This is a genomic window from Acinetobacter sp. A22, assembly GCF_030913345.1.
Classification (GTDB): Bacteria; Pseudomonadota; Gammaproteobacteria; order Pseudomonadales; family Moraxellaceae; genus Acinetobacter; species Acinetobacter junii.
The window spans coordinates 1,335,347-1,357,972 of the sequence record NZ_CP133162.1; the positions used below are offsets into that span (position 1 = coordinate 1,335,347).

15 protein-coding genes and 1 pseudogene are annotated in these 22,626 nt (G+C 38.7%); 10 read left to right on the forward strand and 6 right to left on the reverse strand.

Annotated features, from left to right (window positions below):
- Positions 1-125: 125 nt before the first annotated feature.
- The 3 genes from Q9Q86_RS06690 (at position 126) to Q9Q86_RS06700 (ending at position 5,065) form a co-directional block, all read left to right on the forward strand.
- Positions 126-578, forward strand: a complete 453-nt coding sequence (locus tag Q9Q86_RS06690) for an Lrp/AsnC family transcriptional regulator (RefSeq protein ID WP_004962624.1) — start codon at positions 126-128, stop codon at positions 576-578.
- Positions 579-723: 145 nt separating this feature from the next.
- On the forward strand, positions 724-1,914 hold the full coding sequence (locus Q9Q86_RS06695) for an efflux RND transporter periplasmic adaptor subunit (RefSeq protein ID WP_112986483.1): 1,191 nt from the start codon (positions 724-726) through the stop codon (positions 1,912-1,914).
- Position 1,915: 1 nt separating this feature from the next.
- A complete protein-coding gene (locus Q9Q86_RS06700; RefSeq protein WP_112986482.1) occupies positions 1,916-5,065 on the forward strand; it encodes an efflux RND transporter permease subunit in 3,150 nt (1,049 codons plus the stop codon).
- Positions 5,066-5,121: 56 nt separating this feature from the next.
- Here Q9Q86_RS06700 and Q9Q86_RS06705 read toward each other — a convergent pair whose 3' ends face one another.
- Both Q9Q86_RS06705 and msrB read right to left on the reverse strand, forming a co-directional pair.
- On the reverse strand, positions 5,122-5,610 hold the full coding sequence (locus tag Q9Q86_RS06705; RefSeq protein ID WP_004954840.1) for a glutathione peroxidase: 489 nt from the start codon (positions 5,608-5,610) through the stop codon (positions 5,122-5,124).
- Positions 5,607-6,026: a peptide-methionine (R)-S-oxide reductase MsrB gene (gene msrB / locus Q9Q86_RS06710; protein WP_004911848.1), complete on the reverse strand. Its 420-nt coding sequence runs from the start codon at positions 6,024-6,026 to the stop codon at positions 5,607-5,609. Before msrB ends, Q9Q86_RS06705 begins: the two co-directional genes overlap by 4 nt.
- Positions 6,027-6,266: 240 nt before the next feature.
- Here msrB and Q9Q86_RS06715 point away from each other — a divergent pair, with 240 nt between their 5' ends.
- The gene (locus tag Q9Q86_RS06715) at positions 6,267-7,697 is read left to right on the forward strand and encodes a pyridoxal phosphate-dependent aminotransferase (protein ID WP_112986481.1); all 1,431 of its coding nucleotides are present in this window, start codon (positions 6,267-6,269) and stop codon (positions 7,695-7,697) included.
- Between the two features lie 41 nt (positions 7,698-7,738).
- Here Q9Q86_RS06715 and Q9Q86_RS06720 read toward each other — a convergent pair whose 3' ends face one another.
- Complete coding sequence (locus tag Q9Q86_RS06720) at positions 7,739-8,641, reverse strand: tetratricopeptide repeat protein (RefSeq protein ID WP_112986480.1); 903 nt, start codon at positions 8,639-8,641, stop codon at positions 7,739-7,741.
- Positions 8,642-9,196: 555 nt separating this feature from the next.
- Here Q9Q86_RS06720 and Q9Q86_RS06725 point away from each other — a divergent pair.
- From Q9Q86_RS06725 to Q9Q86_RS06750, 6 genes and pseudogenes are all read left to right on the forward strand, one after another.
- Positions 9,197-10,264 (forward strand): annotated as a pseudogene (locus tag Q9Q86_RS06725) (asparaginase).
- A gap of 168 nt (positions 10,265-10,432) precedes the next feature.
- A complete protein-coding gene (gene dnaE, locus Q9Q86_RS06730; RefSeq protein ID WP_112986479.1) occupies positions 10,433-13,996 on the forward strand; it encodes a DNA polymerase III subunit alpha in 3,564 nt (1,187 codons plus the stop codon).
- 14 nt (positions 13,997-14,010) lie between these two features.
- A complete protein-coding gene (locus tag Q9Q86_RS06735; RefSeq protein ID WP_004954856.1) occupies positions 14,011-14,856 on the forward strand; it encodes an RNA methyltransferase in 846 nt (281 codons plus the stop codon).
- Positions 14,849-15,661: a serine O-acetyltransferase gene (cysE, locus tag Q9Q86_RS06740; protein ID WP_004954858.1), complete on the forward strand. Its 813-nt coding sequence runs from the start codon at positions 14,849-14,851 to the stop codon at positions 15,659-15,661. The genes Q9Q86_RS06735 and cysE overlap by 8 nt, the downstream gene beginning before the upstream one ends.
- A 113-nt stretch (positions 15,662-15,774) precedes the next feature.
- A complete protein-coding gene (locus tag Q9Q86_RS06745) occupies positions 15,775-16,674 on the forward strand; it encodes an ABUW_2363 family tetratricopeptide repeat lipoprotein (protein WP_004911875.1) in 900 nt (299 codons plus the stop codon).
- 120 nt (positions 16,675-16,794) lie between these two features.
- A complete protein-coding gene (locus Q9Q86_RS06750; RefSeq protein WP_112986478.1) occupies positions 16,795-18,813 on the forward strand; it encodes an alpha/beta fold hydrolase in 2,019 nt (672 codons plus the stop codon).
- Positions 18,814-18,860: 47 nt separating this feature from the next.
- Here the strand turns inward: Q9Q86_RS06750 and ahpF are convergent, their stop codons facing one another.
- The 3 genes from ahpF to Q9Q86_RS06765 form a co-directional block, all read right to left on the reverse strand.
- Positions 18,861-20,426, reverse strand: a complete 1,566-nt coding sequence (gene ahpF / locus Q9Q86_RS06755; RefSeq protein WP_305155929.1) for an alkyl hydroperoxide reductase subunit F — start codon at positions 20,424-20,426, stop codon at positions 18,861-18,863.
- A gap of 129 nt (positions 20,427-20,555) precedes the next feature.
- On the reverse strand, positions 20,556-21,470 hold the full coding sequence (locus tag Q9Q86_RS06760; protein WP_112987053.1) for a hypothetical protein: 915 nt from the start codon (positions 21,468-21,470) through the stop codon (positions 20,556-20,558).
- A 24-nt stretch (positions 21,471-21,494) separates the two neighbouring features.
- Positions 21,495-22,622, reverse strand: a complete 1,128-nt coding sequence (locus tag Q9Q86_RS06765) for a toxic anion resistance protein (RefSeq protein WP_099948814.1) — start codon at positions 22,620-22,622, stop codon at positions 21,495-21,497.
- Positions 22,623-22,626: the final 4 nt, after the last annotated feature.

Consider the following 22,626-nt stretch of genomic DNA (forward strand, 5'->3'; position numbering starts at 1 on the left):
CGATTGAAATGAATTTTTATTTCAACCATGTGTTGAAAAATATATTGGAGAGAATATGCTTAAATGGTTAAAATGTTTTCCTAATTAATTTCTTTTATTTCTATTTATTCAGGAGATTCTTCTAAATGGATCGCACAGATAAGAAAATTCTTGCTGAATTACAAAAAAATGGGCGACTATCTATCACAGAACTCGCTGAAAAAGTAGGTCTAAGCTTGTCTCCTTGCCATCGTAGAGTAAAGGCTCTGGAAGAATCAGGTGTAATCAAAGGCTATCATGCGGATTTGGAAGCATCTCAAATTGGATTTAATTTCTCAGCTATCATTTTTGTGACACTTAAAGATGGAGATAAAAGCGCACTATCTCAATTTGAAGAAAAAGTCAGTGAAATAGCCAACGTTATTCAAGCACAACGTCTGTTTGGTAATCCTGATTATCTTCTCCATGTGGTTGCCAAAGATCTAGCTAGTTTTCAGAAACTCTATGATGATAGTTTATCGGCATTACCAAATGTGCAACGACTCACATCAACAATTGTGATGAAAAATGTGGTGATCAACCGCTTATTACCTCTTTAAATATTCATAATATGTAGCCGCTTTCCATTCATTTGTCTCCCGACATATAGTGCATTTAAAAGCTATTCATCTGTCTATTAACTATTGACCATCTGTTGAAATGTTCGTCTATACTTAGGCATCAAAATTTGGTGACTATGGAAAGATGGCTCCTCAAACTTCACAAAATACAAAGAAAAAGGTTTGGTTGATTGCTGCAATCATTATTGTACTTATCACCGTTACATTTTTAATGTGGAAAACGAGTTCAAGTAAAAACTCAGATACAGATGATAAGCAAAAAAATGCTCAAACAAACACTCAAAAAGCTGCACTAACCGTAACAGTAGTTTCACCAGAACAACAAAACTGGAAACAAGTTTTTACTGCGAATGGAAATATTGCAGCTTGGCAAGAAGTTGTAATTAGTAGTGAGCTATCTGGACAGCGATTAACACGTGTGAATGTAAATGTCGGTGATGAAGTAAAACGTGGTCAGATTTTAGCTGAAATCAATAGTGAAACTATTCGTGCTGATTTAGCGGCAGCGAAAGCAAGCTATGCAGAAGCTCAAGCTGTTTTGGCGGATGCAATTACCAATAATAAGCGCATTCAGCAGCTCAAAAATACTGGTGCTATTTCAGCTCAAGAATCAACACAATATCAAACATCACAAGCAACAGCTCAAGCACGTTTAGATGCAGCAAAAGCACAAATTGAAAGCAATCAACTGCGATTAGCCCAAACACAAGTCATTTCTCCTGACAACGGTGTCATTTCTGCTAGAACTGCAACCGTTGGCTCTTTAGCACAAACAGGTCAAGAATTATTCCGCTTGATTAGAGATCATCGCTTGGAGTGGAGAGCTGAAGTTACAACAACAGATTTATACAAACTTCAACAAGGTATGACTGCTCACGTTATTTCACCTGATCCTTCACAACCCAAAGTGACAGGTCAAGTTAGAATGATTGCACCAGTAATTGATCCTCAAACACGTTATGGTTTGGTATATGTTGATTTGCCAACAACTCAAGCAATTCGTATGGGAATGTTTGTAAAGGGAGAGTTTGATCTAGGTGAAAAAACAGCGATCACTATTCCTCAGACCGCTCTACTGCTACGTGATGGATTTTCCTATGTTTTTGTACTTGATCAAAACAACCGTGTAACACAGAAAAAAGTAACAACAGGACGTCGACAAAATGATCGAGTTGAAATCTTAGACCTCCCGTTAAATGTAAAAGTGGTTTCTTCTGGTACAGGTTTCTTGACCGATGGTGATTTAGTGAATGTTGCGCAAGCAATTCCTGAAACACCACTTACTCAAAAACTAGTGAAATCGCAGGAGAAATAAAATGAATTTCTCAGCGTGGTCAATCCGAAATCCAATTCCAGGAATTCTTTTATTCATCATGCTTGGATTGGCAGGTCTGTTGTGTTTTCACTGGATGAAAATACAACAATTTCCCGATATTGAATTACCGATGGTGACTGTTTCCGCCGCATTACCAGGTGCAGCTCCACCACAGTTAGAAACAGAAGTTGCTCGAAAAATTGAAAACTCAATTGCAACGCTACAAGGTCTAAGAAATCAGTACACAAACATTCAAGATGGTGTTGTGACTGTCACCGCAGAATTTCAGCTAGAAAAGCCACTACAAGAAGCTGTTGATGACGTGCGTAATGCTGTTTCACAAGTACGTTCAGACCTACCTGCTGATTTAAGAGACCCGATTGTTAGTAAAATTAATCTATCTGGTTCACCTATCCTCACCTATACCATCCAATCCCCTAAAATGGATGAAGAAGCTCTTTCGTGGTTCGTGGATTACGATATTGCTCGTGCTATGTTACAGGTTAAAGGTGTGGGTGCTGTTGCACGTGTTGGTGGTGTCACCCGCCAAGTTGAAGTCGAACTCGATCCTGAAAAATTACTGGCACTCAATGCGTCTGCAACGGATATCACTCGCCAGCTTCGTTTGGTTCAACAAGATGCTTCAGGTGGGCAAACCAAGATTGGTGGCAGTGAACAATCCATTCGTACGATTGCAACTGTAAAAACAGCTGCTGAAATTGGTGCCATGGATATTGCTTTAAGTGATGGTCGACATATCAGACTTGATCAAGTGGCTACAATTCGAGATGGAATAGCGGAACGACGTTCTGCAGCATTACTGAATGGACAACCAGTAATCGGTTTTGAGATCACACGAAGCAAAGGTGCAAGTGAAGTTGATGTTGAAAAAGGCGTTATTGAGGCATTAGATAAGCTCAAGGCATCTCATCCTGATATCAAAATCACAGAAGCCTTTAACTTCGTTAAGCCTGTTGCTGACAACTATAAAGGTTCGATGTCACTACTTTATGAAGGTGCAATTCTTGCAATTTTAGTGGTTTGGCTGTTTCTGCGTGATTGGCGAGCTACGATTATTGCAGCAACCGCTTTACCACTCTCTATTTTGCCTGCCTTAATCGGCATGTACTATTTTGGATTTACCTTAAATACCGTAACACTACTCGCTATGTCACTCGTCGTGGGTATCTTGGTGGATGATGCAATTGTTGAAATTGAAAATATCATTCGGCATCTACGGATGGGTAAAACACCTTATGAAGCTGCTATGGAAGCAGCCGATGAGATTGGGCTAGCTGTTATAGCAACCACATTTACTTTGATTGCTGTATTCCTTCCCACCGCATTCATGAGCGGCATCGCAGGAAAATTCTTTGTTCAATTTGGTTGGACAGCAGCGCTAGCAATATTTGCCTCACTTTTAGTTGCTCGATTACTAACACCAATGATGTCAGCTTATATTCTGAAGCCTTGGATTGGCAAAGTTGAAAACACAGCAGAAAACTCAGATGCAGATAGATTAAATGATCAAGGGACATCCAAGCTTGCACGTGACCGAGAAAAAGATGGTCGTGTTATGCGTGGTTATATGCGTCTAGTCACGTGGTGTCTACATCACCGTTGGGTTACGCTTGGAGGTGCTATTCTGTTTTTCATCGGCTCAATTATGCTGATTCCGCTTCTACCTACAGGTTTTGTTCCACCACCTGACACAGGACAAACTCAAGTAAGATTAGAACTCACCCCAGGCTCACAATTCGCAGACACCTTAAAAACTGCCGAATACGCACGAAATCTTATTAAAGATCATCCAGAAATCAAAAGCATCTATACAACCATCGGCGGTGGTGCAGCAGGTTCAGATCCTTTTTCTGGTGGTGCATCCAGTGAACCTCGAAAAGCAACTCTAACAATCCAAACCTCAGAGCGCTCAGATCGTAGCTTAAGTTTGCAAGAAATCGAAAGTGAAATACGTCAGCGACTCGCTCCTTTACCTGGTGCTCGTATTCAAGTCGGTATCGCAGGGAACAATAGCCAATATCAACTCGCCTTATCAGGTGACGATCCTGAAGCTCTTATCTCAACAGCGCGTAAGCTGGAACGCGAATTACGCACAATTCCAAACATCGGCAGTATTACTTCCAGTGCAGCACTCATTCGTCCAGAGTTGGTTATTCGCCCAGATTTTGCTAAAGCAGCTGATCTTGGGGTTACAACTTTTGATATCGCAGAAACACTGAGGATTGCCACTGCAGGTGATTTCGACCAAAACCTAGCAAAATTAAATTTATCGCAACGACAAGTTCCTGTCGTGATCAAACTTCCGCTTTCTGCACGTCAAGATCAGGAATTGATTAAACGCTTAATGATTAAAGGAAGTCATGGTCCAGTGATGTTAGGCACAATTGCTGATGTCAATATTGAAAGCGGTCCATCACAAATCGATCGTTTCAATCGCCTGCGCAATATTAATTTTAATATTGAGTTGAATAACCAACCGCTTGGTGATGTAGCAGCAAAAGTTGATCAATTACCAACGATGAAAAACTTACCACCTACTGTGAAACGTACCAATATTGGTGATGCTGAGGTGATGCAGGAGCTTTTCTCAAGCTTTGGATTGGCAATGCTCACAGGGGTGCTATGTATCTATGTCGTTTTAGTGCTCTTATTCAAAGACTTCTTACAACCTATTACCATTTTGGTCGCATTACCATTGTCTTTGGGCGGTGCATTTGTATTGTTGCTTTTGGCAAAAAGCAGCTTTTCAATGCCAAGTTTGATTGGACTAATTATGCTGATGGGGATTGCAAGTAAGAACTCTATTCTTTTAGTCGATTACGCGATCATCGCAAGAAAAGAGAAAGATTATTCACGATTTAATGCTTTGCTTGATGCCTGTCATAAACGTGCGCGCCCGATTATTATGACAACCCTTGCTATGGGTGCAGGTATGCTACCTATCGCTTTGGGTATCGGAACAGATCCAAGCTTCCGTGCACCAATGGCAATTTCAGTAATTGGTGGTTTAATCACTAGCACTTTCTTATCTTTATTGGTTATTCCAGTGGTGTATACCTTTATTGATGATATTAATCGCAAGCTGCATAGCTTTAGAAAAACCAAAGATCAAGCGGTTGAACAGCTTTGATCTGTATGTGAAAAAGACGGTCTTATGACCGTCTTTTTTTAATACTTATGTTATTGTTACTTTTTCGCCAAAGCTTTCTCAATATCAGCTTCTAAAGCTTCAGGTTTAGTAGTCGGTGCATAACGCCCCAGAACTTCACCATTACGACCAACCAAGAACTTTGTGAAGTTCCATTTGATATTTTGACTACCCAAAATACCTTTTGCCTCACGTGTCAAAAATCTAAAAATAACGTGTGCTTCCGGCCCTTTCACATCAACCTTTGCAAACATTGGAAAAGTTACACCATAGTTCCTTTGACAAAAATTTCCAATTTCCTTATTTGTCCCTGGATCTTGCCCTCCAAATTGATTGCAAGGAAACCCTAAAATTTCTAATCCTTGAGATTTATATTTTTCGTAAAGCTTCTCAAGTCCTGCAAATTGCGGAGTGAAACCGCATTTACTTGCGGTGTTCACAATCAGCATGACCTTGCCTTTATAATCAGCGAGCGCCTTTGTTTCTCCCTCTAACAATTCAGCTTCAAACTGATAAATGTTACTCATGGATACGTTTCCTCGTCATTCTTTTCTTCTGTTTTAAGTTGTAATGATGCCGAATTCACGCAATAACGCAGTCCTGTCGGCTGTGGACCATCCTCAAACACATGGCCCAAATGTGCATCGCAATCATGGCAGACAATTTCTGTTCTGACCATACCATGTGATATGTCTTCGTGCTCTTCTATTGCACTATTATCAATCGGTCGATAGAAACTTGGCCAGCCCGAACCACTGTCGTATTTCGTTTCTGAAGAAAACAACTCAGCACCACAGCAACGACATACATAAATGCCATGTTGTTTGCTATTCCAATATTGACCTGTAAATGCGGGTTCTGTGCCTTTTTTACGAGTGATACGATATTCTTCTGGTGACAACTCTCTTTGCCATTCTCGATCTGTTTTATTCACTTTTCCCATAGCCAGCACCTATTATTTTGTTGTAAAAAATATCTTGATGATCATGCTTTATATTTACGCCATTCAAAAAAAAAACTCTAGTCTTTCAATGTGTAATTTATCGTAATTTAAGCACTTATATTAAAATAGCAAATAGTAAGCAAAATATTTTTACATAAGTAAGCAATTTTCATTTAAAACACCTTTCAAGTAAGCAGTCATAGTGGTATTCTTGTTCAGCGCGGTTGTATTGGACAAAAAATGTCACAGAAAAAAAGTGTGGTTTTTAAAAATCTATTACCAACCATCAGACAGTATCAACAATCTGGTTTTACGCATGAAAAAATTGTTGAATTACTGAAAGATCAACATGATCTTGATCTGGTTACAGTTGAAACATTTAAAAGTTATCTATATCGATATGCAAAAGTGAATCCCGCTATGCCTAAAAATACTGCTACACCCCACTCAGCTCAAACGCCTCGACAAATTAAAAAGTCTTCAAAGCTTGAGCATGTATGCTATGACATTCGTGGACCAGTATTACGCGCCGCCAATGAAATGGAGGAGCAAGGGCATAAAATTATTAAGCTAAATATTGGTAACCCTGCACCATTTGGTTTCGAAGCGCCACAAGAAATTATTAATGACGTAGCATTAAACCTACCGAATGCAATTGGATATACAGACTCAAAGGGGATTTTCCCTGCTCGTAAAGCCATTTGTCAGTACTATCAGCAAAAAGGCGTCTTTGACATGCATGTCAATGATGTCTATGTAGGTAATGGTGTTTCAGAATTAATCGTAATGGCAATGCAAGGTTTGCTAGATGATGGCGATGAAATGCTTGTTCCAATGCCAGACTATCCTTTATGGACAGCTGCGGTAAATCTGTCAGGCGGCACAGCGATCCACTATAAGTGTGATGAAGAAAATTATTGGTATCCAGATCTCGCAGATATTGAAAGTAAAATTACACCAAATACTCGTGGTATTGTTGTAATTAACCCAAACAACCCAACTGGTTCTGTTTACCCTAGACACGTTTTAGAACAGATCGTTGCTTTAGCGAAGAAATACGATCTCATTTTATTTGCAGATGAAATCTACGACAAAATCGTTTATGACGGAATTGAACACGTTGCTCTAGCAGCATTAGCTGGTGATCAATTGTGTATTTCATTTAATGGTTTGTCTAAAGCATACCGAATCGCAGGTTATCGTGCTGGGTGGATGGCGATTACAGGTGACAAGGCACGAGCTGCTGATTATATCGAAGGTTTAGATATGCTAGCGTCAATGCGCTTGTGTTCAAACCATCAAGCTCAGTATGCGATTCAAACAGCATTAGGCGGCTATCAATCAATTAATGATTTGATTCGTCCTGGTGGTCGTTTATATGAACAACGCAATATCGCATGGGAAATGTTAAATGAAATTCCAGGTGTAAGTTGTGTGAAACCTGATGGGGCGATGTATTGTTTCCCTAAACTTGATCCCGAGATTTATCCAGTTGAAGATGATGAAAAGCTCATGCTTGATTTACTGAAAGCTGAAAAGGTACTTTTAGTACAAGGCACAGGATTTAACTGGCCAACACCAGACCACTTCCGTGTTGTATTTTTACCAGCTGAAAATGAATTACGTGAAGCAATCAATCGTTTAAGCCGTTTCTTGGCAAAAATGCGCTAAGCATCTAAAAAAATCCCCCTATCTAAAGGGGGATTTTTTTATCAGTATTCTGAACTTTGAATTTCATCCCACTGAGCTTCGTATTCTTTAGATTTTTTTAGATCTTGTTTCAGACCAAAACCACCTTTCTCATAGATACGAGCTAAATCCAACAAACACTCATTCTCCCCCTGATCAACTGCAAGCTCGTAATATTCAGCCGCTTTTTTATAGTTTTTTGCGACGCCTTTGCCTTCTTCATATATATAAGCAATATTTGATGACCCCAAACCGTTATCTGCCTCAGAAGCAAGGGTAAATAATCTTAGCGCTTCTTTATAATCCTGCTTTATACCACCCTTACCTTCTAGATAGAAAATCCCAAGATTATTGATCGCTGTTGGCTCATCTTGTTTTACCGCTAGCTGATAATAATGGAGAGCCTTTTTGAAATCCTGAGTGACTCCATCACTTCCATCATTATATAAGTGACCTAATTCAGCCTGAGCTAAATCTAATCCTCCATCAGCAGATTTAGTCATCCACTCCAAGCCTTTTTTACTATTCACCCCAACTCCTTCATCTCCATACAAATAGAGAAAACCAAGGTAGTATTGAGCATACAGTTGCCCCTTTTGTGCAGCTTGTGTGTACCACTTCAATGCAGTTAGATTATCTTCTTCTGTTCCCTCACCATAGTCGTACATGTAACCAACCGAAAAAAGTGCATCTGCATTTCCTTTCGCAGCTGACTTTTTGAACCACTCTAAAGCCTTACCAAAATCTTGATCAACATCACTTCCGTAGTAATAAGCATCACCTAAATTATTTTGTGCTTCAGCATTACCTGATTTTGCCTGCTCTACGAGTTCTTGGCTAAACGGAACATCTTCGGCATAAACAATACTCGGAATAGTGACACTGCTACTTAATAGTATTGAAAGAACAATATTCTTTAATTTCATTATAAATTTCTCATGGATAAATTTTTTATTGGTCTCTATTTTAACGTCAAAAACATCCAAGTAAACTTAAATTTAAATTTACCAATTAGATGAAATAAACCCATCTTTTAAAAGCTCACTACAATAACCGTAGCACTTTGAGCTGAATGATTCAGAACTAGTTGTTCACCACCCAATATCACATGAAAAATAAAATAATGGGAAATGGATAAATGTGTTTAAAAATATCAATGTTTGCTTTTTGCCATAGCACAAGTATTGAAAATTATGGTTCTTACAATACGACTAAAGCATAAAGTCCTCATATGAAAAATAAAAAATTGACCATTTGGTCATAAATACCTTATGAAATTCATGATTTTCACACCTTAAAATAGCAATTAAATATTATAAATTTAAAACCCAACTTCTCATTGCTTCGACATAAATTAGATGTAGTCGAAAAAAATATAATGCCAATGATTTTGATCCATAAAAATTTGAATAATATTCCAGTGTCATGTCGTGTGTAGACATAGCACATCTATGGAAAATTAAAATACAGGATTGTGATTAATGATTACTAAAACGGTTAAATCATTTGGATTAGCTTTAACACTGATTGCTTCATCAGTTGCGTTACATGCGAAAAACAATGTCGTAGTTGTAGCAACAGGTGGAACAATTGCTGGTGCGGGTGCAAGCTCAACGAACAGTGCCACATATACCGCAGCCAAAGTTCCAGTCGATGGTTTAATTAATGCTGTTCCTCAAATCAAAGATCTAGCAAATGTAAGTGGTATTCAAGCCCTTTAAATCGCTTCTGAAAATATCACTGACAAAGAGTTACTCTCCCTTGCCCGCCAAGTCAATGATTTAGTTAAAAAACCATCTGTAAATGGCGTTGTGATTACTCACGGTTCCGATACGCTAGAAGAAACGGCATTCTTTCTAAATCTAGTTATTCACACTGAAAAACCTATCGTTCTTGTTGGTTCTATGCGTCCATCAACTGCTCTTTCAGCAGATGGTCCACTCAATCTTTATAGTGCCGTTGCAATCGCTGCATCTGAAGAAGCCAAAAATAAAGGTGTTTTCATCGTGATGAATGATTCAATTTTTGCTGCGCGTGATGCAACCAAAGGGATTAACATTCATACCAATGCATTTATAAGCCAATGGGGCGCATTAGGTACAATCGTTGAGGGGAAACCTTATTGGTTCAGAAATAGTATCAAACGTCATACTAACAATTCCGAATTTAATATTGAAAACATCAAAGGTGATCAACTTCCGTTGGTTCAAATCACATATGGTTCAGGTTCAATGACACCAGAAGCTTATCTTGCTTATGCAAAAGCTGGAACGAAAGCGATTATTCATGCAGGAACAGGAAATGGTTCGGTAGCAAAATATCTTGTTCCGACATTGAAGCAACTACATGATGAACAAGGCATTCAAATTGTCCGTTCATCTCGCGTAGGTCAAGGTTTTGTATTACGAAATGCAGAACAACCTGATGATCAATACGGTTGGGTGGCTGGACATGATCTAAACCCACAAAAAGCTCGTATTTTGACTGCTTTAGCGCTGACTAAAACTAATGATGCAAAAGAAATTCAGCGAATCTTTTGGCAATACTAATTGCTAAGCTGAAATCCAAATCGATGTTAATCAGTTGATCTGATTAGCATCGTTTTTTATTTATTCTTGGTTAGATCATTCCGAACAGCATTCTATTGCAAAAATATTAGACAACTGTCCTAAACAGAGCGTGTTAGAATATTCTTCAATCGCGTTTAGGATAGATTTATGCAGTTTGTTCATCTTGGTATTCACACAGAGTTTTCGATTACAGAATCGATAGTTCGCATACCTGATTTGGTCAAAGCTGCTGTTGCTGAAGAAATGCCAGCTTTAGCAATTACTGATCTTTCTAACCTACATGCCGCTGTTAAATTCTATGGTGCGTGCTTAGGTAAAGGGATTAAGCCTATAATGGGCAGTGTTATTCGATTGAATGATGCTGAACATCGTGCAACTTTACTTGCGATGAGCAATACAGGTTGGCGAAATTTAACGGAAATCGTGTCTAGAGGATTCATCGAAGGTCAGCAACTTAGTGTTCCTTGTGTTCAAAAAGAATGGGTGCTTGAACAAGCAGAAGATTTAATCATTCTATTGGGGCAACACAGTGATGTAGGCAAAATGCTCTGCTCTTCCAACCCTCAGAAAGCAGAACCTCTTCTTGAAGACTGGATTAGTAAATTTGGAAATCGTGTCTATCTTAGTTTGACGCGCACAGATCGTGTTGGGGAAGAAGATTTTATTGTTGAGGCGGTAAAACTTGCTGCTAAGTACCAAATCGGTGTAGTGGCTCATAACGATATCCACTTTATCGAACAAGACGATTTTTATGCTCATGAAGCGCGTGTTTGTATCGCAGATGGATACGTATTAGGTGATGATAAGCGTCCTAAATCTTATAGTCCTGAACAATACTTTAAAACAGCAGAACAAATGTCTGAGTTATTCTCTGACATTCCTAGTGCGATTGAAAATACTTACCAAATTGCTAAACGTTGCAACGTTGCCTTGCAGCTTGGTACATATTTCTTGCCTGATTTCCCTATTCCTGATGGTTATACCATTGATACCTATTTCGAACATTTATCTCGAGAAGGTTTAGAAGAACGTTTAAATCATCTTTATCCAATTGATGAACGCGATGAAGATTGGCCTGATATTCGAAAGCCATATGATGAACGAATCAAATATGAAGTCGATATCATCCTCAAGATGGGATTCCCAGGTTACTTCCTTATCGTCATGGACTTTATCCAATGGGCAAAAAACAATGGTGTACCTGTAGGACCAGGGCGTGGTTCGGGTGCAGGTTCATTAGTTGCATATAGTTTAAAAATTACTGACCTTGATCCTTTACGATACGACCTATTATTTGAGCGCTTTCTAAATCCTGAACGTGTCTCAATGCCTGACTTTGATGTCGATTTCTGTATCGCAGGTCGTGACCGTGTTATTGAATATGTTGCACAAAATTACGGACGTGAAGCAGTTTCACAGATTGCAACTTTTGGAACAATGGCTGCAAAAGGTGCAATTCGTGACGTAGCACGTGTCTTAGGTAAATCTTATGGTTTAGCTGACCGTATCTCAAAAATGGTTCCAACAAAACCATTAGGTGTAGACTTAAAACAGGCCATAGAGCTTGAACCACAACTGAAAGATATCGTCACCAACCCTGCAAACCCTGATCATGATGATGCTGCTGAAATTTGGGAAATGGCGCTCAAATTAGAGGGCATTACACGTAACACAGGTAAGCATGCGGGTGGTGTTGTCATCGCACCTGGAAAAATTACAGATTACTCGGCCGTTATCTGTGATCCTGATGGCACAAACCGTGTAGCTCAATATGATAAAGATGATGTTGAAGCAGCAGGTTTAGTTAAATTCGACTTCTTAGGACTGCGAAATTTAACAGTAATTGAAGATGCTGTTCAAAATATTAATAAAAGAATTCAATCAGATGTCCCACTAAATATCGCTAATGTACCATTAGATGATAAAGATGCTTATCTCGTCTTTGCTGAGGCAAATACGACTGCGGTTTTCCAGTTTGAATCCGTCGGCATGAAAAAGATGTTGAAGGAAGCTAGACCAAGCAAATTCGAAGAGATTATTGCTTTCGTTTCCTTGTATCGTCCTGGTCCGATGGACCTCATTCCAGACTTTATCCATCGTATGCACGGTGGAGAATTCGAATATTTGCATCCTTTGCTTGAAAGTGTCTTAGAACCAACCTATGGGATTATGGTTTATCAAGAACAAGTAATGCAGGCAGCACAGTTCTGCGCTGGCTATACGCTTGGCGGAGCCGACTTATTACGCCGTGCAATGGGTAAGAAAAAACCTGAAGAAATGGTAAAACAACGCCAAATCTTTATTAAAGGTGCGGCAGAAAAAGATATTGATGAAGCAACAGCGAATCATATCTTCGATTACATGGAAAAATTTGCGGGTTACGGTTTTAACAAATCACATGCGGCCGCTTATGCTTTAGTTGCTTACCATACTGCATGGTTAAAGGCGCATTATCCAGCTGAATTTATGGCAGCGGTAATGTCATCGGAAATGCAGAATACGGATAGTGTCGTATTCTTAATTGATGACTGTCGTAATAACAAACTCGAAGTTCTTCCCCCTTCTGTAAATATGTCCTTGTATCATTTCCATGCTATTGATGAGCGTACAATCGTCTATGGTTTAGGTGCAATCAAAGGTGTTGGTGAGCAGGCAATGCAGTCTGTGATCGATTCACGTATTAAAGATGGACCATATAAAGATTTGTTTGATTTTTGCCATCGTATTGATCTGAAAAAAATTAACAAACGTACACTCGAAGCGCTTATTCGTGCTGGTGCACTCGACTGTTTAGGAATAGAACGTTCTAGTCTTATGGCTCAGCTTCCTGAAGCCGTTCAAGCTGCGGAACAAGCACGAAGCAATCGTGAAACAGGAATTATGGATTTATTTGGTGAAGTTGAAGAAGTTCAGCGTAAACCAGCTAAACCTGTTAAACCATGGTCAGATGAAGTTCGTTTAAAAGGTGAAAAAGATACACTTGGACTTTACTTAACAGGACATCCAATCGATGTCTATCGTTCAGAATTAAAAGCATTCATTCCTGCAAAACTGAATGAAGTTACCCCGACACGTCGTGGTGTAACCACCGTATTTGCTGGTTTGGTACTCGATGTAGCAAACTTTCCAAACCGTATCATGATCACTTTAGACGATGGTACTGCACGAATTGAAGTTAGTTGCAATCATGAACGTTTTCAACGATATAAAGATATTGTGCGCTTAGAACAAGTCGTCGTGATCGAAGGCGAGATTTATGAGCGTGAAGGCTTTGACCGCCCAATGGCACGTTTAAGTAAAGCATTTAGTTTGAATGAAATTCGTCAAAAACGTGCTCAATCCATTCAAATACGTATGCCACACGATCTTATGACTAAATCTTTAGCAAAAGATATACAAAACATTCTCTTACCATATTGCAATGTAGATATGTGTCAGCATATCGGTATACAGCTTTTTATCGATCAAAGTTTTGCGACAGCTGAGTTACATTTAGGTGCTCAGTGGAAAGTTGCTCCTTTAGATGAACTGCTCGGTAAATTACGTGACTACTTTGGCAAAGATGCGATATATATTGAATATCAAGTAAAATCCAAAGCAGCAAAAGTCATTGAAACACCCAAAGTAAGTGTGGTTCCTCCTCCACCTGCAAATATGTCTATAGATGATGCTTTAGATCTGTATCAAGCCGAAGTTTCTCAATATTCTTAAAAATTGGATCATTTATGAACCTGTTTGACCAAAATGACGTGTCCAAACAATTGGATCATGTTCGTATTGTTATGGTAAATACGACTCTCCCTGCCAATATCGGTAGTGCACTTCGTGCCATGAAAACGATGGGATTGTCTAAATTAGTATTGGTAGCACCTAAAACCTATCCTCATCCTGATATTGATGCTTTAGCCGCTGGCGCCCAAGATTTAATCGAAAAAATACAAATCGTTGATACTTTGGAACAAGCAATTGAAGACTGCCATCTGGTGTTTGGAACCAGTGCTCGCAGCCGTACTATTCCTTGGCCTCTGCTTGATGTTCGCCCTGCAGCTCAAGAAAGTTTAAAAGCAGCCAATTTAGATCAAAATATTGCAATCGTCTTTGGTCGCGAAGATCGTGGTCTAACCAATGAAGAGCTAGCATTAGCAAACTACCATTTAACTATTCCAGTCAATCCAAGTTATGGCGTTTTAAATGTAGCTCAGGCAATTCAAGTGGTATGCTATGAATTAAGGATGGCAGCACTTGAGCTCAATCAGCAAAACACTGATCAGAGTCACCCGCAAGAACATATGCAACTAAAGCAAAATCAAAGTATGCAATGGGACGAGCCATTAGTGACACAGAAACAAATGGAAGAGTTCTATCCTCATTTAGAAAAAATGCTAACTGAAATTGAATTCTTAGATCCAAATAATCCACGTTTATTGCCTTTGCGTTTGCGTCGTTTATTTGGAAGAATACAATTAGATCGTATGGAATATCATTTATTGCGCGGTATTTTCAGTCGAGTACAAGCTCTAGCCAATGGTTCATGGAAAAAAACACAGACGGAGGATCACTCTCATGATTAAACAGCTAAAAGAAGACATTGAAGCTGTATTTGCACGTGACCCTGCGGCTCGAAATACACTTGAGGTTTTAACCACTTATCCTGGTATTCATGCATTAATTATGCATCGTGTAGCACATGAACTCTGGAAAAAAGATCACAAAGGTACAGCTCGCCTGCTCTCGTCATTTAGTCGATTTGCAACTGGGATAGAAATCCATCCAGGTGCAAAAATTGGAAAACGTTTTTTTATTGATCACGGCATGGGCGTTGTGATTGGGGAAACAGCTGAAATTGGTGATGATGTCACCCTGTACCATGGCGTTACGCTTGGTGGTACTACTTGGAATAAAGGTAAACGTCACCCAACTCTAGAAGATGGTGTTGTTGTTGGCGCTGGAGCTAAGATATTAGGACCATTTACTGTACATAAAGGGGCGAAAGTTGGTTCAAATGCTGTTGTGACCAAAGAAGTTCCGGAAGGAGTTACCGCTGTAGGTAACCCAGCACGTTATATCTTTAAAGATAAAAATCAAGTTGAGCAAGATGAAGCAAACCGTCGCGACTATGCAGAAAGCATCGGTTTCCAACCTTATGCAACAACTCAAGATCAATCAGATCCTATTTTAGAAGGCATACGCGTGTTATTAGATCGTATGCAGAAAAATGAAAAGCGTATGAATATTCTATGTCAGCGTCTATCTGAGCTTGACCCAACATTCAAACCTCAAGGTGGTAAAAATCAACCATTGAGTAAAGAAGAACTTAAGATTATTGAAGAAGTTAGAAGAGAGTGTGAAGCACAAAGCAAAACATCAACAACATAATATAATTTATAAGAAATGTAACAAGCTTTTCATTTCAAGTTGGTTTTGCTTTTCCTAGACTGGTAAAACCAACGAACTACTTCTCATTTTACTAAAATTAATGGATGTAAAGCATGAATTTTAAGCCTTTGGCATTACTTGTAATTTCAACCACATTTTTAACCGCATGTGGTATTGCGCCGACCAAAAAAGAGAAGATTGTTGAACCATTTGTGTTCAAAGAACCAGATCCGACACCACCATTCTATGCTTTAAATCCAATCAAATATGATGCACCACCAAGCTTTGAAGTTGCCATCAAAGATGCCTCTACACAACCAGTGACAAAGATGGTTGTTTCTTTGCAAAATGACCCAACAAAATCTGCAACTTTAGATATTAATAAATTGATTGTCCCAACAATTGATAGCTCTGAAAGACGGATGAAATATGCGGTTCTTGCAGGCGAAAATGAAATTGATGTAACGGAAATTGATGACTTCTTACAACTAGTTGAAGGAAAAGCACGCCATTACCCTCCTCGATTTACTGAACGCCAAGAACGCAAAGGATATGAAGTAAAGTTAAAAGAAATCACACACAAACTAGATGCTCTCGCTGAGAAACCAAATGCATCTATGGATATTTTAACCCGTGCATTTAAAGCCAGTGTGATGGCTCGCAACCTTGACTTGGGTACAGCTTACACATCTAAGTCTTTAACTTATGCTCAACGAATTTTAGCGATTAACCCTAACGATCCTGAAACCAATTTTTGGTTCGGTTTTGGATTATCAGAAGGTGGTGGACAACGTGAAGCGATTCCATACCTAGATAAAGCGATCAAAGGTGGAGTGCAAGAGGCATATCTTTCTGCTGCAAACAATTTCTTATGGCTTGAACAGAAGAAAAATGCGCTTCAAACGCTCAAAAATTACAAAATTAATTATCCTGATGAAGCAGAAGTAGTTGACCGTTTGATTCAAGAAGTTGAATCAGGAAAACGTTGGAACATGTGGCAAGTTCTTAACTAAATTACTCTCTTTTTTGTAAAAATAGGCCGTTTTATACGGTCTATTTTTTTATGTTGATTGAAAATGCATCCTTTTTTCGTATTATAGCGGTAATCCTGCTCTCAATTTACTGAAACCCTAATGCGTGCATTTAATTCTTCACATCGCCTATTTGCAATAACGCTACTCAGTACAGTCGTCATGAGTGGTTGCCAAGTTGTAAGCCTAAAACAGCAAGCCATTGATGTCACAATTGCTAATGAGAGAAATAGTATCCTGACTCAAAAAAGACTCAGCGAAGCAAGTCTCAATGTTTTATCGATGTCAGGTAAAGAAGCAAAGTATTGCATGCAATCTGCTGATGAGTGCATTGCAGATTTACATAAGATTCCTCAAATCTTAGATGAACAGCTCTTATCGACTAGCAGTGAATTATTTCTAGCGAAATCCAAAGCCCTAGCGGACTCATCAGAATGCAAAATAAGTAAACTAAGCAAACACAAATCCGAGGAAGAACAAAAGAATATTCAGAAAAATTATGAGCAGTGCTTAGATCAACAATTAGAAGCTTTAGATAAAAGTATTCGCTATAGTTATGCTTATCTATTTAAAACCAGTCGCGCACCACAAGAACGACTTTTTGATAACCGCCAAGTACAAATTCGTGACTTTTACAACCAAGCATTAACTCAACTGGTCAATATTCATAGTCTAAGAAATCCATCCAAAGATCTCGCACCAACTATTAAAATTGGTAAAAGTACGTATACGATTGATATCCAAGCTTATCAACGTTTACAGAATATGAAGCTAGAAAAATTTGTCTCTAGCTATAACATGAACTTCTCAGGATTAAGAGCAATTAACCGACGCGATGGTTTTGGTTCTGATTTTGTAGCAGTATTCCCTGCTGACAATGCCAATAAGTTTGAGAATAAATATATTTTAGATCCTCTCAACTACAACTACCCTAGAGGTACAAATCCGAATATTCATAAAGCTCGTTATTTAGCTGCGACTATTATTGCTCAACCTAAACGCACCGCTGCAACAGCCGATGAAGTATTAAATAGCCCAGAATTTGAGATTAAAGTTTACGATCCATATAGCGTTGAAAAAGTTAATATCGCTGGAAAACCTTATTCATTAGCTGCAAATTTCTCTGCTCCATATGGTTTATGGTTGTCTGAAAATAATTTAGGCGCAGCAGCTTACTTAACTTTAATTGATCGTGATCAACACCTAACCATGCCACATTTATATATGCTGGAACCTTACAATCCTAATAAAAAAGTCATTGTATTGGTTCATGGTTTAGCTAGTAGTCCTGAAGCATGGATTGCGGTAACAAACGATATTATGGGTGATCCTGTACTTCGTGAACATTATCAAGTCTGGCAAGTTTTTTATTCAACCAATATGCCAATCTTAGAAAGTCGTTTTCAAATATATGCTCTACTTAAACAAGCATTTGGCTCGGTGAATATGCAAGATGCTGCAGCCAAAGATGCTGTTCTTATTGGACATAGTATGGGTGGTATTATCAGTCGTCTTTTAGTGAGCAATGCTGATATATCAAAAGAAGCATTAGTGATGATGAGTAGTCGTCAGCAAACTCGTTTACGCAAGCATCCCGTAATTGGTGAGCGACTAAAAATGCAACCTATATCTAATTTTGATCGTGCGATTTTTCTTGCAGCACCGCATAAAGGTACAGATTACGCTGATCGTTGGTTTACTCTCGCAGCACGGAAAATCATTAAACTACCGACCACATTTCTCACAACACTGGCAGATACTTTAACAAGTAATGATGTTGAGCTTAAAGATTTTGTAAAAACACTTACTAATGATGTTATTCAGAATGGTCCAAGTGATCTAAGTAAAAAATCCAAATTTATGGAGTTAACGGCTGATATTCCTCCACAAAAAGGTCTACTGTTTCATTCCATCATGGGAAATATCACAAAGAGCCAAGATCCTAACATCATGACAGATGGAATAGTTCCGTATAAAAGTGCTCACCTAGATGGAGCTGTTTCTGAAAAAATTATTCAAGGTGGTCATTCAATTCAAGAAACTCCCGAAGCAGTCCTCGAATTAAGACGAATTTTAAGACAACATCTTGTGGAACACGGTTTATATAAACCTCAAAACTAAACAAAAAGCCCAAAGTTAACTTTGGGCTTTTTTATTACTAGTTCTAATTAATTCGTAGAACGAATCATGTAATCAAAGGCAGATAATGCTGCTTTCGCACCTTCGCCTGTTGCGATGATGATTTGCTTGTATGGTACTGTCGTACAGTCACCTGCTGCAAATACACCCTGTACATTGGTTTCATTACGATCGTTAATCACAATCTCACCACGATTGCTGAGTTCAACTGCACTGTTCTTTAGGAAATCCGTATTTGGCAATAAACCAATTTGTACAAAGATTCCCGCAAGTTCTACTGTGTGTTCTACATCAGTCGCACGATCTTTATACTTCAATGCTGTCACTTGTGAACCATCACCAACCACTTCAGTACTTAAAGCATTGGTAATAACTGTGGTATTCGATAAGCTATTCAACTTATCCTGTAAGACTTGGTCAGCACGAAGTTTGGTATCAAACTCAACCAAAGTCACATGCTCAACAATCCCTGCTAGATCAATCGCAGCTTCTACACCCGAGTTACCTCCACCAATCACTGCAACTCGTTTACCTTTAAATAATGGACCATCACAGTGTGGGCAGTACGCAACACCACGTGTACGGTATTCAGCTTCACCTGGAACATTCATTTCTCTCCAACGAGCACCAGTTGAAAGAATGATGGTCTTAGACTCAAGCTTAGCACCATTTTCTAATTCAACTTCAACCAAGCCATTCGCCGTTTGGTCTGCACCTGTGATTTTGCTGACTCTTTGTAAGTTCATGATGTCCACGCCATATTCACGAACATGCGCTTCCATATCTTGAGCAAACTTAGGACCAACTGTTTTTTTGATCGTGGTAAAGTTTTCAATATCCATGGTATCCATGACTTGACCGCCAAAACGTTCAGCTACAATCCCTGTCTTGATCCCTTTACGCGCTGCATAGATCGCAGCTGTACCACCTGCAGGACCACCACCAATCACCAATACATCAAAAGCATCTTTCGCATTGAGAAGTGCTGCATCTTTTTCCGCTGAGTTACTATCTAACTTCGCGATGATTTCTTCCAAAGTCATACGACCCTGACCAATATGTTCATTGTCTTGGAACAACATTGGGACTGCTAATATTTTGCGTTCCTCAACTTCCTCTTGGAAGAAACCACCATCAATCATGGTCGCAGTTGCATCTGGGTTATAGATCGCAATCAGGTTCAACGCTTGAACTACATCTGGACAGTTGTGACAACTCAGCGATACAAACACATCAAAGTTTGATTTTAAGTTCAAACCTTTAATCTGATTTAACACCTCATCAGACACCTTCGGTGCATAACCTGAAACTTGTAACAATGCCAAGATCAAAGAGGTGAACTCATGTCCCATCGGTAGACCAGCGAAGAACACACGAGGTTGCTCACCTGCTTTAGCCACACCGAAGCTAGGACGGCGAGCGTTTGAACCGTCAAAACGCGCCGTAACTTGATCAGAAAGTTCAGCAATTTCGGTCACGAGTTCTTTGATTTTTGCAGCTTTATCGGATTCATCTAAAGCAGCCACTAACTCGATTGGACTTTCTAAACGTTCTAAGTAAGCTTTTAATTGAGTTTTAATATTTTGATCTAACATGTCTTTCTCCAAATTCTCAGCAATTCAATCAGCTAAATTCTTTCAATGGGGCTATAGTACGCAAATTATTTAAATAGGTAAAACAGGTTGTTTTCATAATATCAATCGAACAAACCGAACATAACAAACTTATAGATCAAGTTTCTGCGTAATTCGATATAGACGGTTTTTAAAATGCTTAGCTAGCATGTACAAAACCACACTCATTGCGAGATTGATAATTAGAAAGACCAACAAAAAGAAATTCACGTACTTTGAAATTTTTTCTGCTTGCTGCGCTTGGATATCTAGCGGTTGAGTAATCAAAGTAATACTTTTTCCATACAGCTGTTGTTGCATCACCCACAATTGTTCAGGCTTAAAATCATATTTACTAAATTCAGTGGGAACCTTTTTCTCAGCTTCGATCAATTGATTGACATAAATATTCGCAGTTTTGCGATCAATCGGATCATGTAACAAAGCAACCTGAGCTAAGACATAAGCTTTTTCTGTTTGAGAAATATTTATATCTTGTAAATCTTGAGCAATTTGGCTTTCGACAATATTTGTTTGATAACTCATCCAACGCCGATAAGCTTCATCTGTTTCGTTCTTCCAATCATATTGAATATAGCTTAATCCTGACCATAGCAATATAAACGAAATGATCCATGCCAAAAATCGCTGCGTCCAAGCTTGAAATCGCTGTTGGAAGAACTTAAATTTCTTCACCCAACGCACAATTAGAAATGCACCAACAAAGGAAACAAGGACTTTCAGAAACAGCCAACCAAACCAAGAAAGAAGATTGAAAAAATAATCCACAGGTTGTTTAAAAGGTACCAAATCTTGTACTTGATATGGTAAATCTAAACTCTGAACATGCAATGAAAGATCAAAAAACCGATAAATAAATTCTTTTTGTAGAAAGAATGCCGCAATAGTTAAAACCATCAAGACTATACTTGCAGCAAGCCCAATGACTATATTGCGTTGGCGTTTTTTCAACACCTGCAAACGCTGATCAATAGGTTCCACACTTAAATCATTTATGGGTGACAATGATCTTTCCTTTCATAATAAATTTTAAGATTTAGGCGTTTGCCCACTATTTTCCAGAACGAGATGATTAAGACTTTCTTGCAATGCACGCAAACGCGTTGTTGCTTCAGCTCTTTTTTGCATTCCCTCTTTCTGGATTTGGATTACATCATTTACTGTTTTAATGAGGGTGTTTTGAACATGTTCAAGTGTTTCAACATCAATCACTGAACGTTGATTCGCTTTTGCAGTATCAACTGAGTTTTGATGCAATAATTCCGCATTTCGACGAAGTAAATCATTGGTCGTGTCATCAATCGCTTTCGCTAATTGCACACTATTTTTCTGTTCTTGCAATGAAATCGCTAAGCTAATCTGATTCTTCCAAGCTGGCAATGTAATATTTTTTATTGCATAGAATTTATCAACCAACATCAAATTATTAGATTGAATAATACGAATCATGGGTAGAGTTTGCATTGCAGATTGTTGCAGTACCTGTAAATCACTCACCCTTTTTTCAAGATTATTCGCTAAATGATTGAGATCATAAATTTGTTGCGTGGTCTGCTGATCTTGCTCTTGATTAGCCAATGTCGCAATTTGCTGTTGAATATCTTGTTGCTTCAGTTGTCCTGCTGCGATATAAACACCCAACTGTTTATACTCTTCCTGCACAGCATCAAACATTTTGTCCAAAGTTCCAACACGTGCTTTCAAACCAGATTGTGAACTCTCAATTTCTTTGACTAAAGCATCAATCTGTTCTTTGGTCGTATTAAAATGCTGATCAAAACTTTGCTTTGCGCTTTTAAATTTACTAAGTAAACCACCAAAAAATCCTGAACTTTTAGACTTATTCAAAATACTCGAAGTATTTAATTGCTGAGCAACCTGAACGACCTGATTTAATTTTTGCCCTGTTGCATCTAAATCTTTATTTTGAACTAGATCAAGCAACTCGTCTGTATAAGTCGATGTTTTATTGGCAATATTTTTCCCATATTCAGCTACAACAGTTGTGCTTATCTCAGCGAGTTCCTTATGTGCATCCATCACCTCCGCAAAATCATGCGGTTGCAATCCTAGCTCTTTTAAATTCAATTGTTCAAAGCGTTCCTCTTGTTTTAATTCGACTTGAGTTGACGCTTGAGTCAATTCTGAACCTGACATACTT

Bases quoted from the DNA above. Each gene is read 5' to 3' on its own strand.
- Q9Q86_RS06695 (WP_112986483.1), top strand. From the start codon at position 724: ATGGCTCCTCAAACTTCACAAAATACAAAGAAAAAGGTTTGGTTGATT.
- Q9Q86_RS06720 (WP_112986480.1), bottom strand. From the start codon at position 8,641: ATGAAATTAAAGAATATTGTTCTTTCAATACTATTAAGTAGCAGTGTC.
- Q9Q86_RS06715 (WP_112986481.1), top strand. From the start codon at position 6,267: ATGTCACAGAAAAAAAGTGTGGTTTTTAAAAATCTATTACCAACCATC.
- Q9Q86_RS06735 (WP_004954856.1), top strand. From the start codon at position 14,011: ATGAACCTGTTTGACCAAAATGACGTGTCCAAACAATTGGATCATGTT.
- cysE (WP_004954858.1), top strand. From the start codon at position 14,849: ATGATTAAACAGCTAAAAGAAGACATTGAAGCTGTATTTGCACGTGAC.
- ahpF (WP_305155929.1), bottom strand. From the start codon at position 20,426: ATGTTAGATCAAAATATTAAAACTCAATTAAAAGCTTACTTAGAACGT.
- dnaE (WP_112986479.1), top strand. From the start codon at position 10,433: ATGCAGTTTGTTCATCTTGGTATTCACACAGAGTTTTCGATTACAGAA.
- Q9Q86_RS06705 (WP_004954840.1), bottom strand. From the start codon at position 5,610: ATGAGTAACATTTATCAGTTTGAAGCTGAATTGTTAGAGGGAGAAACA.
- Q9Q86_RS06750 (WP_112986478.1), top strand. From the start codon at position 16,795: ATGCGTGCATTTAATTCTTCACATCGCCTATTTGCAATAACGCTACTC.
- msrB (WP_004911848.1), bottom strand. From the start codon at position 6,026: ATGGGAAAAGTGAATAAAACAGATCGAGAATGGCAAAGAGAGTTGTCA.
- Q9Q86_RS06690 (WP_004962624.1), top strand. From the start codon at position 126: ATGGATCGCACAGATAAGAAAATTCTTGCTGAATTACAAAAAAATGGG.
- Q9Q86_RS06700 (WP_112986482.1), top strand. From the start codon at position 1,916: ATGAATTTCTCAGCGTGGTCAATCCGAAATCCAATTCCAGGAATTCTT.
- Q9Q86_RS06765 (WP_099948814.1), bottom strand. From the start codon at position 22,622: ATGTCAGGTTCAGAATTGACTCAAGCGTCAACTCAAGTCGAATTAAAA.
- Q9Q86_RS06745 (WP_004911875.1), top strand. From the start codon at position 15,775: ATGAATTTTAAGCCTTTGGCATTACTTGTAATTTCAACCACATTTTTA.